Origin of the sequence: Comamonas testosteroni (assembly GCF_030505195.1) — a bacterium.
In the GTDB taxonomy this organism is placed as follows: domain Bacteria; phylum Pseudomonadota; class Gammaproteobacteria; order Burkholderiales; family Burkholderiaceae_C; genus Comamonas; species Comamonas testosteroni_G.
This window is the reverse complement of the sequence record NZ_CP129672.1, coordinates 1,297,436-1,312,288: the sequence shown is the minus strand read 5'-3', so window position 1 is coordinate 1,312,288 and position 14,853 is coordinate 1,297,436. Positions and strand designations below refer to the sequence as shown.

The following is a 14,853-nucleotide window of genomic DNA, read 5'->3' as shown; positions in this document are numbered from 1 at the left end:
GGCAGGTGGGCGCAGGTGGATGCAGAAGAAGAGCGTCAGGCTTGCAAAAGTGCAACGGGTGCGGCAGGTGCAGTGGGTGCGGCAGGTGCGGTCGCGCCATCGGGCCGGATGGCGGCAATGCGCTGCACCACGCGCGCGGGCTGCTCAAGCAGGCCGTGTTCGTAGGCGACGATGTTCCAGCCGGCGCAGACTTGCAGCAGCTCGCCGGGCGCCAGCAGGAAGTCCGGGCGCGAGGGCTTGCCATAGGCTTCGTTGCCCTGGGCGAAGGTTTCGTAGAGCAGCACGCCGCCGGGCTTGACGCTGTCCAGAATCAGCGGCCACAGCGGACGCCACAGATAGTTGGTGACGACCACGCCGTCAAAGCTGCGGCCCGTCAGCGGCCAGGCGTTGTTTTCGATGTCGGCGGTAATCGCCTCGGCGATATCCGCCACGGACCGCGTCGCCTCCGGCGCCTTGTCCACGCTGGTCAGCGTGTGGTTCAAGGCCGAGAAGAAGCGGGTATGGCGGCCCATGCCGCAGGCCAGATCCAGCACCGAGCCCTGCGGGCGTACCAGATGGGCAAAGCGGGCAATCCAGGCGGAGGGCGCCGGCGCGCAGTGGCTGGCGGTCGTAGCAGGAATGGGGGCGGGTGCGGGAGGCTGGGAGTGGCTGGTCATCTTGCGAAAACTATAGCAGTGCCCGCAGCCCAATCCTTGCATGGCCTGTGCGTTGCTGCATCGGCAGCCGCTCGCCGTCGGCTCAGTGCGGCTTCACATCGTCCTTGAGCGCGGCCAGGGCCATGTCTTCCACCATGCCCGGGGCGATCAGCTTGATGAAGCGGCCCAGCTTGCCCTTGCCGGTCATCACCACCTCGCGCTGGCGGCGCTTCAGGCCGTCAAGGATGAGGCGCGCGCATTCGACCGCCGTCATCGCGCCGTCTTCCTTGAGGCCGCTGACGCCTGCGGTCTCGCCTCTGGCGTTGTAGCCGTGGTAGCGGATGCGCGTATCCACCACGCCGGGGTAGGCGGTGGTCACGCTCACGCCGGCGGGCTTGAGCTCGATGCGCAGGGCTTCGAAGAAGCCGGCCATGGCGAACTTGCTGGCGCTGTAGGCCGTGCGGCCCGGCACGCCGATCAGCCCGGCCAGCGAAGACACGGCGACGATGGAGCCCTTGCTGGCCTTGAGGTGCGGCAGTGCCGCATGGGTGCACCAGACGCTGCCCCAGAGGTTGACGCGCATCAATCTTTCATACCAGCCCAGGTCTTGTGCGCTGACCTGCTCGAACAGCGCATGGGCCGAGATCCCGGCGTTGTTGATCAGGGCGTCCAGCCCGCCAAACTGCTGCACGGCGGCGTCGATCAGCGCGCGGCACTGGGCCTCTTCGCTCACATCGGTGGGGACTGTCAGCACCTGCGCCCCCAGGGCCTGGCATTGCTCTGCCACGGCTAGCAGATTGCCGGCATTGCGCGCAGCCAGCGTCAGCTGCAGCCCGCTGCCATGGGTTTGTGCCAGCTGGCGGGCCATTTCGGCGCCTATGCCGTCCGAGGCTCCGGTGATGATGATGCGGGCCATGCTCTCTCCCGGCCATGCTGCCCGGGCGGCTTGCCCAAGGGCTCAGAAGCAGGCCCAGACCTGGTCTGCCAGTGTGAGCATGAATTCCGGTTGCAGATACAGGGCAAACACCGCCAGCAGCAGCACGAGCACGGCAGACCAGATGGAGATGCGTTGCCAGAGTTTGAGCGGCATGGCGGTGTCTCCGGAATCAGGCGACGCTGGGCGTGCTGCGAACAATGGCTGTCTCGCGCACGGGCAGGTTGACGACGGCGGCAAAAATGCCCAGGGCAATCGAGAGGTACCAGACCATGTCGTAGTTGCCGTTGATGTCGTAGAGATAGCCGCCCAGCCATACGCCCAGGAAGCTGCCGATCTGGTGGCTGAAGAAGACAAAGCCGCCCAGCATGGACAGATGCTGCACGCCGAAGATCTGGGCGATGGTGGCATTGGTCAGCGGCACGGTGGACAGCCACAGAAAGCCCATGGCGGCGCAGAAGGCATAGACCGACCAGGGCGAGAGCGGGGCCAGCAAAAAGGCCACGGTGGCCACCGAGCGCAGGCCGTAGATGCCCGACAGCAGATAGCGCTTGGGCAGCTTCTGGCCCAGATTGCCGGCCAGATAGGTGCCGAAGATATTGAACAGGCCGACCAGGGCCAGCGAATAGCTGGCCACATGGGGCGCCATGCCGAAGTCCTTCAGATAGCTGGGCATGTGCACGCCAATGAACATGACCTGGAAGCCGCAGACAAAGTAGCCCGCCATCAGCAGCAGAAAGCTGGGGTAGGTCCAGGCTTCCCTGAGCGCCTGCCCCACGGTCTGCTCGCGCTTGATGGGCGTGCTGCCGCCAAAGCCCGGCTCGCGCAGGCCAAAGGCCAGCGCGGTAATCAGCAGCGCGAACAGCGCCAGTATCAGCAAGGCATTGGACCAGCCGAACTGCGCGATCAGCTTGCCCTCCACGGGCACCATGAAGAACTGGCCGAACGATCCCGCGGCCGCTGCCACGCCCATGGCCCAGCTGCGCCGCGCCACGGGAATCTGCCGGCCCAGCACGCCGTAGATCACGGCATAGGTGGTGCCGGCCTGGGCCGCGCCGATCAGCACGCCGGCGGTCAGCAGGAACACCGTGGAACTCGGCGACAGCGCCATGCCGACCAGCCCCAGGGCGTAGAGGACGGAGCCGCCGATCAGCACCTTGAAGGCACCGATGCGATCGGCCAGCATGCCGACGAAGATGCCCAAGATGCCCCAGGACAGGTTCTGCACGGCAATGGCCAGGGAAAAGCTCTCGCGCGTCCAGCCCATCTCCTGGGTGATGGGTTGCAGCCACAGGCCGAAGCCGTGGCGTATGCCCATGGAGAGCGTGACGATGGCGCCACCGCACAGAAGAATCTGCGCCATGGACATGGGGGCTGGAGTTGTCTTTGTAGTCATGCCGTGTGTGCGAAAAAAGGCTTGGGGGCGGTCAGCACACCACTGTAACGAAACCCGCTGTTTTGCGCCTGCACCGCTCGTCACATGCGTGGCAGTCCGGCCTGCCAGAATGCGATGGCAGTGCCGGGTTGCGTGGATGCGCAGCGCAGCAGAAAATAAAAAGTGAGCTTCTTACGTAAGCCTTGTAAAGAATGTAGATAAAAAACTATCTGAAACCTATAAATTACAAGCAGTACAAGCTATCTTTTTAATAGTTTTCTCTACGATAAAGACCCGGTAAAAACACGTTGCCAAGACAGATGTTCGGGCTTTGTGCAAGAGTATTGGGAGTAAACAACTGTGAATTTATCCAGCTCTCATCCGCAGAGGCCACTACAATCCGCCCCCATGGCAGTCAAACCGTCCAACGAATATTCCGAAGGCTCGATCCGCGTTCTCAAGGGTCTTGAGCCTGTCAAACAGCGTCCCGGCATGTATACGCGCACCGACAACCCCCTGCACATCCTGCAGGAGGTGATCGACAACGCGGCCGACGAGGCGCTTGCCGGCTATGGCAAGAAGATCAAGTTCACCATGCATGCCGACGGCTCCTACAGCGTGGAGGACGACGGGCGCGGCATTCCCTTTGGTCTGCACCCCGAAGAGAAGGCGCCCGTGGTGGAGCTGGTCTTCACGCGTTTGCACGCGGGCGGCAAGTTCGACAAGGGCAATGGCGGCGCCTACAGCTTCTCGGGCGGTCTGCATGGCGTGGGCGTCTCGGTGACGAATGCGCTGGCCACGCGTCTGGAGGTGCAGGTGCACCGCGACGGCCAGGTGGCCACGCTGGTGTTCTCGGGCGGCGATGTGATCGAGCCGCTGAAGGTGCGCCCTTTGCAGGCCGGCGAGCGCAAGCAGGGCACGACGGTGCGTGCCTGGCCCGATGCCAAATACTTTGAATCCTCGGCCCTGCCCATGGGCGAGCTGGTGCATCTGCTGCGCAGCAAGGCCGTGCTCATGCCCGGCGTGGCTGTTTCGCTGACCAATGAAAAGTCGCGTGACACCCAGAGCTGGCAGTTCAAGGGCGGTCTGCGCGACTATCTGGCGCAGAGCCTGCATGGCGAGCCCGTCATCCCCCTGTTCGAGGGCGAGGGCTTTGCCGACAAGAACAACGACAGCTTTGCCGAAGGCGAGGGCGCGGCCTGGTGCGTGGCCTTCACCGAAGACGGCGCGCCGCTGCGCGAAAGCTATGTCAACCTGATTCCCACCACCGCTGGCGGCACGCATGACAGCGGCCTGCGCGACGGCCTGTTCCAGGCCGTCAAGGCCTTCATCGACATGCACTCGCTGCTGCCCAAGGGCGTCAAGCTCATGCCCGACGACGTGTTTGCGCGCGCCAGCTATGTGCTCAACGCCAAGGTGCTGGATCCGCAGTTCCAGGGCCAGATCAAGGAGCGCCTGAACTCGCGCGACGCCGTGCGTCTGGTCTCGGGCTTTGTGCGCCCGGCGCTGGAGCTGTGGCTCAACGAGCATGTGGACTGGGGCAAGAAGCTGGCCGAGATTGCCATCAAGGCCGCCCAGACCCGCCAGAAGGCCGGCCAGAAGGTGGAAAAGCGCAAGGGCAGCGGCGTGGCCGTGCTGCCCGGCAAGCTGACCGATTGCGAGAGCAAGGACATAGCCGTCAACGAGGTGTTTCTGGTCGAGGGCGACTCTGCCGGCGGAAGCGCCAAGATGGGCCGCGACAAGGAAACCCAGGCCATCCTGCCGCTGCGCGGCAAGGTGCTCAACACCTGGGAGGTGGACCGCGACCGGCTGTTCGCCAACAACGAAATCCACGATATTTCGGTGGCGATCGGTGTGGACCCGCATGGCCCCAATGACGAGCCCGATCTCTCCGGTCTGCGCTACGGCAAGATCTGCATTCTCTCGGATGCGGACGTGGACGGCTCGCACATCCAGGTGCTGCTGCTGACGCTGTTCTTCAAGCATTTCCCCAAGCTCATCGAAGCCGGTCACATCCATGTGGCGCTGCCGCCGCTGTTCCGGGTGGATGTGCCTGCGCGCGGCAAGAAGCCGGCCATCAAGGTCTATGCGCTCGATGCGGGCGAGCTCGATGCCATCATCGAGAAATGCGCCAAGGACGGCGTGCCGCGCGAGAAATGCCAGGTCAGCCGCTTCAAGGGCCTGGGCGAGATGAATGCCGAGCAGCTGTGGGAAACCACGCTGAACCCCGATACGCGTCGCATGCCTGCCGTGCAGTTCATGAACATGGACTTTTCCGAGGCGGCAGCCGTCGTCACCAAGCTCATGGGCAAGGGCGAAGCCGCCGCCCGCCGCGAGCTGATGGAGCTGCATGGCGATGCCGTGGAGGTCGATATCTAGGCGGGCGTTGTCAACGCCTGCACTAGCGGTCACTAGCGGTCGATGGAGCCAGCCATGTACAAGCCCATGTTCGATGCCTCAACCAGCCAGCTGCCTTCGCGCGGCGGGCTCGCGTCTGTGCGTTTGCGACGTGCAGTGGCCGCTGCCTTGCTGGCGGGCTCGGGCTGGCTGGCCATGGCGCCGGCGGCGCATGCCGATCTCTGGGCCTATGTCGACGAATTCGGCGTCACGCACTTTGCGGCCGAGGCGCTGGACGAGCGCTACAAGCTGTTCTTCAAGGGCGAACTCTACGACAGCAGCCAGCCGGGCCTGCAGCTCAAGCAGGGCTCGGTGGCCGAGGGGCTCAACGCCCGCACGCGCATGCAGAGCTTTTTCGAGGTCTCGCCGCGCTACAAGAGCGTGAGGCCGCATCTGCAGAAGGCGGCCGAGAGAACCGGCGTGGACTACGACCTGATCAAGGCCGTGATCGCCGTGGAGTCCGGCTTCGATGCCGAGGCCGTCTCGCCCAAGGGCGCTGTCGGCCTGATGCAGCTGATGCCGGCCACGGCCGAGCGCTTTGGCGTGTCGGCCAGCAAAAAGCGCAGCATGCAGCAGCAGCTGGTCGACCCGGCCGTGAACGTGCCTGCCGGCGCGCGCTATCTGAGCTATCTGATTGACTTGTTCCCGGGCCGGCTCGATCTGGTGCTGGCCGCCTATAACGCGGGCGAAGGCGCGGTGCAGAAATTCGGCAAGGCGATTCCGCCCTACAAAGAAACAATGAATTACGTCAAGGCCGTCACGGGCATCTACGAGCAGCTGCAGGCAGCTAGGCCCATGAGCGGCCGGGTGGCTGCGGCCGGCTCGGCTGGCCGCGCCGGCTCCCGCATACGCATGACGCTGCCGGGCGCGGCCTCTGCGGCTGCGGACGCGCAAATACCTTGAGTCGCCGGATCGGCGCAATTTGGAAAATCACAAAGAATTCATGAGCGATCAAACCACACTGGATTTGTCTCAACAAGCCGCTGGCGATGCACTGGACCTGGGTCAATACGCACAGCGCGCCTATCTGGAATACGCTTTGTCGGTGGTCAAGGGCCGTGCCCTGCCAGACGTCAGCGATGGCCTCAAGCCCGTGCAGCGCCGCATTCTCTATGCGATGGACCGCATGGGCCTGAGCTATAGCGGCCCGAACGGCAATACGGCGGCCAAGCCGGTCAAGAGCGCCCGCGTCGTCGGTGACGTGCTGGGCCGCTTTCACCCGCACGGCGACCAGTCGGCCTATGACGCACTGGTGCGCATGGCGCAGGACTTCAACCAGCGCTACCCGCTGGTGGACGGCCAGGGCAACTTCGGCAGCCGCGACGGAGACGGCGCAGCAGCCATGCGTTACACCGAGGCGCGCCTGTCCAGGATCACCGGCCTGCTGCTCGACGAAATCGATATGGGCACGGTGGACTTTGTGCCCAACTACGACGGCAGCACCCAGGAGCCCAAGCAGCTTCCGGCCCGCCTGCCGTTCTCGCTGCTCAATGGCGCCAGCGGCATTGCCGTGGGTCTGGCAACGGAAATCCCCAGCCACAATCTGCCCGAGGTGGCTGCGGCCTGCGTGGCCCTGATCAAGAAGCCGCAGCTGCCCGAGGAGGAGTTGCTGGCGCTGATTCCCGGTCCCGACTATCCGGGCGGCGGCCAGATCATTTCATCGAGCAGCGATATCGCCGACGCCTACCGCACGGGCCGTGGCAGTCTCAAGGTGCGTGCGCGCTGGAAGATCGAAGAGCTGGCGCGCGGCCAGTGGCAGCTGGTGGTGACCGAGCTGCCGCCCGGCGTGTCGGCCCAGAAGGTGCTCGAAGAGATCGAGGAAATCACCAACCCCAAGGTCAAGACCGGCAAGAAGGCGCTGAGCCAGGAGCAGACCCAGCTCAAGGCCAGCATGCTGGCGGTGCTGGACTGCGTGCGCGACGAGTCGAGCAAGGATGCGCCGGTGCGCATCGTGTTCGAACCCAAGACCGGCAAGATCCCTCAGTCGGAGCTGATCACGGCGCTGCTGGCCCACACCAGCCTGGAGTCTTCGAGTTCGATCAATCTGACCAGCATTGGCCTGGATGGCCGCCCGGTGCAGAAGTCGCTGCGCCAGATGCTGGAGGAGTGGATTGCCTTCCGCTTCCAGACCGTGACGCGACGCAGCCGGCATCGGCTGGAGAAGGTGCTCGATCGCATCCACATCCTCGAAGGCCGTCAGGCCGTGCTGCTCAATATCGACAAGGTCATTGCCATCATCCGCGCCAGCGATGAACCCAAGCAGGCCCTGATCGATGCCTTCCATCTCTCCGAGCGTCAGGCCGAGGACATTCTTGAAATCCGTCTGCGCCAATTGGCGCGCCTGGAGGCCATCAAGATCGAGCAGGAGCTCAAGGAGCTGCGCACCGAGCAGGGCAAGCTGGAAGACATCCTGGGCAGCGAGGCGACCATGCGTCGCCTGATCTGCAAGGAAATCGAGGCCGATGCCAAGACCTTTGGCGATGCCCGTCGCACCCTGATCCACGAGGAGAAAAAGGTGGTGGCCGAGGTCAAGGTGGTGGATGAGCCCACGACCGTGATCATTTCCGAAAAGGGCTGGGTGCGCACGCGCAGCGGTCATGGCGTCGATGCCGGTACGCTGAGCTTCAAGGCGGGCGATAGCCTGTACGGCACGTTCGAGTGCCGCACGGTCGATCAGCTGCTGGCCTTTGGCAGCAACGGCCGGGTCTATTCGGTGCCGGTATCGGCCCTGCCGGGCGGACGCGGCGACGGCCAGCCCGTGACGACGCTGATCGAGCTCGAAGCCGGAACGCAGCTGCTGTACTACTTTGCCGGTGCAGAAAGCACGCAGCTGCTGCTGTCGGGCTCGGGCGCCTACGGCTTCACGGCGAGCGTGGGCGATATGGTCTCGCGCCAGAAGGCCGGCAAGGCCTTTGTCACGCTGGGCGAGGGCGAGACCCTGTGTGCTCCTTCGGTGGTGCATGGCGTGCCCATGAATGCGCGTGCCGAATATGTGGAAGGCGGCGAGCAGGGGGCCGGTTTGCTCAACCCCGCCAGCCATGTGATCTGCGCCTCGGTGGGCGGTCGCATTCTGACCTTCGAGATCGCCGAGCTCAAGGCCATGCCCAAGGGCGGGCGCGGCCTGATGCTGATCAGTCTGGAAGACAAGGATCAACTGGCCGGCGCGGCCGCCTATACACGCAGCATTCGCCTGGATGGCGTGGGACGCGGCGGCAAGGTGCGTACCGAGACGCTGGAGATCCGCAGCCTCAACAATGCCCGTGGCAATCGTGGGCGCAAGGGCAAGGCCGCTGATCTGGGCTTCAAGCCGCAGATGGTGACGCGCGTGGAATAAGCAGGCTTGTGCCGCCTGTCAAAAAGCCGCGCCAGGCAGGTCCTGGGCGGCTTTTTGTTTTCTGCGGTGCAGACATGGGCCCGGGGCAGCGCACTACAAAGGGAAATTCCTGCTGCTGACATGGGTTCAGCATGGATACATTTTGTCTTAATGCGCAGCGATGTCTGCGCGCAGGCATGGTGCAGCTTTGTTGGCAGGATATTTTATGCAGCGACTCAAGATGGCCCACAAGCTCTGGGCGGCAGTGTTACTCATCGTGGCGGTGTTGATTGCGGTGATCGGGTTCGCGGGCTACCGCTCCTCGGTCACGCAGCAGGCGTCGGACCAGGCGGCGCAGCAAATGCGCTCACGCACCGAGCTGGCGATCGAGTGGATGGGCCTGACCGAAGCCAACGCCGTGCGCACCTTGGCATTGGCTCTGAGCAGCGAGGCGTCGGTGGAGGCGAGCTTCAAGCCCGCGATGGCCGAGACCTCGGACCGTATTTCCAGGGTGCAAAAGGCGCTGCAGGCACTGGCGGTGTCTGCCGAGGACAAGGCCCAGATGGAGCGGGTGTCCGCAGCGCGCCAGCAGGTGCTGACGCTGCGCCAGCAGATTGCCCAGCTCAAGGACCAGGGGGAGACGGTCCGGGCTCTCGCGCTGGCCGAGCAAAGCTTCAAGCCCGCGATTGCAGCCTATCTGCAATCGCTGCAGGCGTTTGTCGAGCTGCAGAAAAAAGCCGCTGCCGACAGCCAGCTGCAGATGGCCGAGTTGCGCATGGCGACCGTGAAGGTAGCCGGTGTGGTCGTGCTGCTTGTGGTGCTGGGCATTGCCGCCGGCGCCTTCTTTCTGATCCGCAGCATGCAGTCGCCGCTGCTGGCCGCCCAGCTCATGGCCGAGCGCATTGCCGGCGGCGATCTGCGGGTGGGCGAAACCGTGCAGCGCCATGACGAATTCGGCGCGCTGCTGCGCACCCAGCAGGACATGTGCCGGGCACTCAACGATATGGTGGCCCAGGTGCGCCACAGCGCCGACAGCATTGCCACGGCCAGTGCCGAGATCGCTGGCGGCAACCAGGACCTGTCGGCGCGCACCGAGCAGACTTCCAGCAATCTGCAGCAAACCGCTGCCGCCATGGAGGAGTTCACCAGCACCATCCAGAACAGCGCCAGCAGCGCAGAGCTGGCGCGCAGCACGGCATCGGGCGCGGCCGCCCTGGCCCAGCGCGGCGGCGAGGTCGTGGCTTCCATGGTGGTGACCATGGACGAGATTCGCCAGAGCAGCCAGAAGATTGGCGACATCATCGGCGTCATCGACGGTATTGCCTTCCAGACCAATATCCTCGCGCTCAATGCGGCGGTGGAGGCGGCGCGCGCCGGCGAGCAAGGTCGCGGTTTTGCCGTGGTGGCCAGCGAGGTGCGCTCCCTGGCCCAGCGCAGCGGCGACGCGGCCAAGGAAATCCGTACCCTGATCGGCACCTCGGAGGCTCGCGTGCAAAACGGCATCCGTTTGGTGCAGAGCGTGGGCGAATCCATGGACGATATCGTCAAATCGGTGCAGAACGCCAGCACCATGATTTCCGAGGTGAGCGAAGCCTCGGTCCAGCAAAGTGCAGGCGTGACCCAGGTCAACCAGGCCATCAGCCAGCTCGATCAGATGACACAGCAGAATGCGGCTCTGGTCGAAGAATCGGCCGCTGCCGCGCAAAGCCTGCGGGAGCAGGCCGAGCAGCTGACGCAGACGGTCAGCATGTTCCGCATGGATGATCTCAGAAGCAGCCAGGTGCATGCCAAGTCTGCTATTGAATCGGGAGCAAAAAGGCCCGCCTCGACGCTCCGGCCACGCCCGTCCGGCGCCGCGCGCCAGCCGGCGCTGGCGCACCAGGAGTGAATCGGGTCGCGCCGCTTCAGCCGATGACCGGCACGGCGTCAAAGAGGTGCGCCGGTGCCATGATCTGCTCGCGGCTGGCGACCAGGGGCAGGTCGCGCTGCCCCGATTCGGTGCGAGAGACCAGGGCATATAAGGTGCTCACGGCTCTGGACACCGCATCGGCCACGGCGCGCCCTTGAATCAGATGGCCCAGCAGCACGGCCGAGAACACATCGCCCATGCCATTGGGCAGGGGGTGCAGGTCGATGTAGGGCGTCTGCACCAGCCAGGATTGGTCGGCCGTCACGGCCAGTGTGGCCAGGTGATCGGCAGGCAGATCGTCCGTGCGCAGGCTGGTGATGACGATCAGCGCAGACTGGCTGTCATGCATCTGCGCGAGCATGGTGCGTGCCGCCTGCGTGGCGGCCTGCACCGTGGTCAGCGGGCCGCCGCACAGCAGCTCGAACTCGTAATGGTTGGGCGTGATGACGCTGGCCTGGGACAGCGCGCGCTTGCGCAGAAAGTCCGGAATGCCGGGGCGCACAAACACGCCGCGCCCCACATCGCCCATGACCGGGTCGCACAGATAGTGTGCCTTGGGCTGGGCGGCGCGCACCTCCTGCACGGCCGCCAGAATGGCTTCGCCCACACCGGCATCGCCCAGATAGCCCGAGAGCACTGCGGTGCAGCGCGCCAGCACGCCGCGCGCGCGCAGACCGTCCAGCACATCCTGTACATGGGCAGGTGTGAAGACCTGGCCCTTGAATTCACCGTAGCCGGTATGGTTGGAGAACTGCACCGTATGCACGGCCACGGGCTCTATGCCCAGCAGCTGCAGCGGCAGCATGGCAGCGTCGTTGCCCACATGGCCGTAGGCGACATGGGATTGAATGCTGAGAACCAGCGGGGGGGCCTGCATGCCGGGCATGGGAGCTCTTTCGTGAGTGGTTGGGATGCTTGCCGCAAGTATCGCGCTGCAAAGATAAAGTGAGCTGCTTGCGCCTGCCAGTCAAGCACTTCAGATAGTTTTTTATCCGAAATCTATGAATAGCAAGCGGTATTAGCTCACTTTATATGTGTGAGCGGTAGTCTTAGCCCAGCTCGGCCATCAGCTCTATTTCCACGCAGCAGCCCAGGGGGATCTGGGCCACGCCGAAGGCGCTGCGGGCGTGCTTGCCGGCTTCACCGAAGACTTCGCCCAGCAGTTCGCTGCAGCCGTTGGTGACCAGATGCTGCTCGGTATAGCTGGTGCTGGAGTTGACCAGGCTCATGACCTTGACGATGCGCTTGACACGATTCAGATCGCCGCCGCAGGCATGCTGCAGCGTGCCCATCAGATCCACGGCCACGGCGCGGGCTGCCTGCTTGCCTTCTTCGGTCGTCATGTTCTCGCCCAGCTTGCCGACCCAGGGCTGGCCGTTTTGCTTGGCGATATGGCCGCTGAGGAACACCAGATTGCCGGTCTGCATATAGGGCAGGTAGGCGGCTGCAGGCATGGCCACTTCGGGCAGCGAGATGTTCAGGGCTTTGAGTTTTTCATAGACGCTCATGACGGCTCCAAAAAGTGCGAGGCTAAGGATCGACAAGTTTGACACAGCAGCGGGGCCGGGCATGGATTGCCTTGGTACAGCGGCCATAGCTTTTGAATTGATAGCTGCTCGCGCAATGAGAGCAAATGTTTGGTGCTGTTTTGGTGTTCGAGACAGGGCAGGGATAGTCGCAATGCTGTGCCTGGGCGCTGCCTCCTAGCATGGCAGCATGCCGCTCCATCAGACTCCAAGCTCTCAGCGTCACCGCCCGTCGTGGCTGGCGCCGCTCTGGGGTTGTGTGCTGGGTGCTGCCTGGCAGGTGACTCAGGCCAGGCTGTGGCATCTGTCGCTCTACCAGCTCTTGCTGGCTGGGGGGGGGCTGACAATGCTGTTTGCATGCAGATGGCGTGGCAGGCCCTGGCAGAGCTGGTGGCTGATGCTGTTGGGCGCTGCCTGCTGTGTGGCGGGGCTGACGGGGTGGCGCGCCCACGCCTATCTGGAGCAGACCCTGCCACAGGCGCTGGAGGCGGTGGACTTGCAGGTGGAGGGTCGCATTGCTTCCATGCTGCAGAACCAGGCCAACGGTCAGCGCTGGCGTTTTGTGGTCGATAGCTCGGATGCCGGCGTGCCAAGGCTGCTGGAGCTGTCCTGGTATGGCCCGTTCGGGCAGGTGCCGGATGCCAGTCAGCCTCTCGTGCCTGACTGGGCCAAAGGCGTGGCGCTCAGTCCCGGCCAGCGCTGGCGTTTCACGGTACGCATCAAGCGCCCGCATGGCTCGCGCAATCCGCACGGCTTTGACTACGAGCTGCTGGCCTGGGAGCAAGGAGTGCAGGCCACGGGTTATGTGCGTAGTCAGCCCGCGCCCGAACTCCTGGCCGTGACAAACCAGTATCCGTTGCAGCGCTGGCGACAGGGCTTGCGCGATCGCATTCAGGGCGAGGCATTGCGCTTGCAGCGCTGGTGGCCAGATGGCGGCGCAGAGCATGCTCAGGCCGCCCTGGGCGTGGTGGCAGCGCTGGCCGTGGGCGATCAGCAGGCGATTGAGCGCAAGGACTGGACCCTGTTCCGTCAGACGGGCGTGGCGCATCTGATGAGCATATCGGGCCTGCACATCACCATGTTTGCCTGGCTGGCCGTCTTGATCGTGGGCCGTGCATGGAGGCTTAGTGCGCCCGCTTGTCGTTGGATGCCTGCCCCGCGCGCGGCCCTGGCCGTGGGCGTGGTGCTGGCGGCGGCCTATGCCTTGTTCAGCGGCTGGGGTCTGCCCGCGCAGCGCACGATCTGCATGCTGGCCGTAGTGGCGCTGCTTCAATGGCTGGGCGTGCGCTGGCCCTGGGCCTGTGTATGGCTGCTGGCACTGGCGGTGATTGTGGTGGCCGACCCCTGGGCGTTGTGGCAGGCTGGGTTCTGGCTCAGTTTTGTCGCCGTCGGCGTATTGCTTGCTTCCAATTCAGTGGCGGATAGCGCCGAAGCCGCAAGCGCAAAAAGACGATTTCTTGCAAGAGTGAAGGAGTTGTGGCGCGAGCAGTGGCTGATCTCGCTGGCCTTGGCGCCACTGGGGCTGCTGCTGTTTGGTCAGGTGTCCGTCGTGGGCCTGCTGGCCAATCTGCTGGCCATTCCCTGGGTCACATTGGTGGTCACGCCGCTGGCCTTGCTGGCTGCGGTGCTGCCCATGGCGGCAAGCGCTGCCGCCGTCGCCATGCTGCCCTTGATGAGGCTGCTGCAGTGGCTGGCTGCGCTGCCCGGAGCCGTATGGGCCTTGCCGCAGCCTGCCTGGTGGGCCAGTGTGCTGGCGATAGCCGCCGGACTGCTGGTGATTGCGCCTTTGCCGGGCCGGCTGCGGCTGGTGGCCGCGCTGTTGGCGCTGCCTGCCTTGTTCTGGCCTCAGGCCTGGCCGCGTGTCGGCGAGTTCGAGCTGCTGGCGGCGGATATCGGCCAGGGCAATGCCGTCATCATCAGCACAGCCAGGCACCGTCTGCTCTATGACGCAGGGCCGCAGTACAGCCGCCAGAGCGATGCCGGTGAGCGTGTGCTCTTGCCGCTGATGGCTGCGAATGGCATGCAGATGGATGCCATGATGCTCAGCCACAGTGACAAGGATCACACCGGCGGGGCTTTGGCCGTCAAGGCGGCTCAGCCTCGCGCGAAAGTCTGGGGCTCGGACTCGGTGATTCAAGCTGCGCAACTGGCTGGCCTGGCTGCGGTTCAGCGCTGCACACAGGGACAGCACTGGCAATGGGATGGCGTGACGTTTGAGGTGCTGCATCCGCCCGCCGCAGAGGACTGGCTCAATGGACGCAAGGCCAGGCCGAACTTTGGCAGTTGCGTGTTGCGCCTGCGTTCGGCCAGCGGGCGCGTGGCCCTGCTGGCCGGAGATATCGAGGCGGCGCAGGAGCGGCAACTGCTGCAAACCAGTCTGGATGAGCCGGTGGACTGGCTGCTGGTGCCTCACCATGGCAGCAAGACGTCATCGACCGAGTCCTGGGTCAGCACGCTGCGCCCGCGCTGGGCGGTGGTGCAGGCGGGTTATCGGAATCGTTTTGGACATCCGGTGACAGCGGTGGTGCAGCGCTATCAGGCGGCGGGCAGCCAACTGGTGGCTCAGGATCGCTGCGGCGCAGCCTACTGGAGCTCTGCTCAACCGGAAAAATTGGAATGCGAGCGCTTGATTCGGGCGCATTATTGGGACGTCCATGCGGTCTCCAGGCAGCAGCCCTGAGAAACAGGCATGGGGCTTGCCTTGATGCTGTACCGCCTTCAGGCGGATACAGATATGGATGGTTGCACGCTCGTGGCCTGACAG

At 64.4% G+C, this 14,853-nt stretch carries 11 protein-coding genes; 5 read left to right on the top strand and 6 right to left on the bottom strand.

Features of this window, described 5'->3' with window-relative positions; translation table 11 throughout:
- Positions 1 to 35: 35 nt before the first annotated feature.
- The 4 genes from QYQ99_RS06015 to QYQ99_RS06000 form a co-directional block, all read right to left on the bottom strand.
- Positions 36 to 656, bottom strand: a complete 621-nt coding sequence (locus QYQ99_RS06015) for a class I SAM-dependent methyltransferase (protein ID WP_437439064.1) — start codon at positions 654 to 656, stop codon at positions 36 to 38.
- Between the two features lie 82 nt (positions 657 to 738).
- Positions 739 to 1,551, bottom strand: coding sequence for an SDR family oxidoreductase (locus QYQ99_RS06010; protein ID WP_302091848.1), 813 nt, complete (start codon positions 1,549 to 1,551; stop codon positions 739 to 741).
- Between the two features lie 42 nt (positions 1,552 to 1,593).
- Positions 1,594 to 1,725, bottom strand: coding sequence for a hypothetical protein (locus QYQ99_RS06005; protein ID WP_302091847.1), 132 nt, complete (start codon positions 1,723 to 1,725; stop codon positions 1,594 to 1,596).
- Positions 1,726 to 1,741: 16 nt separating this feature from the next.
- Positions 1,742 to 2,938 carry an MFS transporter gene (locus tag QYQ99_RS06000; RefSeq protein ID WP_302093124.1) on the bottom strand — a complete coding sequence of 399 codons (1,197 nt, stop codon included), beginning with the start codon at positions 2,936 to 2,938 and terminating at the stop codon, positions 1,742 to 1,744.
- Positions 2,939 to 3,352: 414 nt separating this feature from the next.
- On the opposite strand from QYQ99_RS06000, the gene QYQ99_RS05995 reads away from it, so the two are divergent.
- From QYQ99_RS05995 to QYQ99_RS05980, 4 genes are all read left to right on the top strand, one after another.
- Positions 3,353 to 5,323 carry a DNA topoisomerase IV subunit B gene (locus tag QYQ99_RS05995; protein WP_302091846.1) on the top strand — a complete coding sequence of 657 codons (1,971 nt, stop codon included), beginning with the start codon at positions 3,353 to 3,355 and terminating at the stop codon, positions 5,321 to 5,323.
- A 54-nt stretch (positions 5,324 to 5,377) separates the two neighbouring features.
- Positions 5,378 to 6,244, top strand: coding sequence for a lytic transglycosylase domain-containing protein (locus tag QYQ99_RS05990; protein ID WP_302091845.1), 867 nt, complete (start codon positions 5,378 to 5,380; stop codon positions 6,242 to 6,244).
- A gap of 40 nt (positions 6,245 to 6,284) precedes the next feature.
- Positions 6,285 to 8,675 (top strand): DNA topoisomerase IV subunit A, encoded by a 2,391-nt coding sequence (gene parC, locus QYQ99_RS05985; protein WP_302091844.1) that lies wholly within the window; start codon positions 6,285 to 6,287, stop codon positions 8,673 to 8,675.
- Between the two features lie 205 nt (positions 8,676 to 8,880).
- Positions 8,881 to 10,542, top strand: coding sequence for a methyl-accepting chemotaxis protein (locus tag QYQ99_RS05980; protein WP_302091843.1), 1,662 nt, complete (start codon positions 8,881 to 8,883; stop codon positions 10,540 to 10,542).
- 16 nt (positions 10,543 to 10,558) lie between these two features.
- Here the strand turns inward: QYQ99_RS05980 and pdxY are convergent, their stop codons facing one another.
- Both pdxY and QYQ99_RS05970 read right to left on the bottom strand, forming a co-directional pair.
- Positions 10,559 to 11,449, bottom strand: a complete 891-nt coding sequence (pdxY, locus tag QYQ99_RS05975; protein WP_302091842.1) for a pyridoxal kinase PdxY — start codon at positions 11,447 to 11,449, stop codon at positions 10,559 to 10,561.
- A 163-nt stretch (positions 11,450 to 11,612) separates the two neighbouring features.
- Entirely contained in the window at positions 11,613 to 12,071 is a 459-nt protein-coding gene (locus QYQ99_RS05970) for a RidA family protein (protein WP_302091841.1), read from the bottom strand.
- A gap of 208 nt (positions 12,072 to 12,279) precedes the next feature.
- On the opposite strand from QYQ99_RS05970, the gene QYQ99_RS05965 reads away from it, so the two are divergent.
- On the top strand, positions 12,280 to 14,769 hold the full coding sequence (locus QYQ99_RS05965) for a DNA internalization-related competence protein ComEC/Rec2 (protein WP_302091840.1): 2,490 nt from the start codon (positions 12,280 to 12,282) through the stop codon (positions 14,767 to 14,769).
- Positions 14,770 to 14,853 lie beyond the last annotated feature (84 nt).

What these genes read in the sequence shown, in the direction of transcription:
- QYQ99_RS06015 (WP_437439064.1), bottom strand. Translation starts at nt 656, where the DNA reads ATGACCAGCCACTCCCAGCCTCCCGCACCCGCCCCCATTCCTGCTACG.
- QYQ99_RS06010 (WP_302091848.1), bottom strand. Translation starts at nt 1,551, where the DNA reads ATGGCCCGCATCATCATCACCGGAGCCTCGGACGGCATAGGCGCCGAA.
- QYQ99_RS06005 (WP_302091847.1), bottom strand. Translation starts at nt 1,725, where the DNA reads ATGCCGCTCAAACTCTGGCAACGCATCTCCATCTGGTCTGCCGTGCTC.
- QYQ99_RS06000 (WP_302093124.1), bottom strand. Translation starts at nt 2,938, where the DNA reads ATGTCCATGGCGCAGATTCTTCTGTGCGGTGGCGCCATCGTCACGCTC.
- QYQ99_RS05995 (WP_302091846.1), top strand. Translation starts at nt 3,353, where the DNA reads ATGGCAGTCAAACCGTCCAACGAATATTCCGAAGGCTCGATCCGCGTT.
- QYQ99_RS05990 (WP_302091845.1), top strand. Translation starts at nt 5,378, where the DNA reads ATGTACAAGCCCATGTTCGATGCCTCAACCAGCCAGCTGCCTTCGCGC.
- parC (WP_302091844.1), top strand. Translation starts at nt 6,285, where the DNA reads ATGAGCGATCAAACCACACTGGATTTGTCTCAACAAGCCGCTGGCGAT.
- QYQ99_RS05980 (WP_302091843.1), top strand. Translation starts at nt 8,881, where the DNA reads ATGCAGCGACTCAAGATGGCCCACAAGCTCTGGGCGGCAGTGTTACTC.
- pdxY (WP_302091842.1), bottom strand. Translation starts at nt 11,449, where the DNA reads ATGCCCGGCATGCAGGCCCCCCCGCTGGTTCTCAGCATTCAATCCCAT.
- QYQ99_RS05970 (WP_302091841.1), bottom strand. Translation starts at nt 12,071, where the DNA reads ATGAGCGTCTATGAAAAACTCAAAGCCCTGAACATCTCGCTGCCCGAA.
- QYQ99_RS05965 (WP_302091840.1), top strand. Translation starts at nt 12,280, where the DNA reads ATGCCGCTCCATCAGACTCCAAGCTCTCAGCGTCACCGCCCGTCGTGG.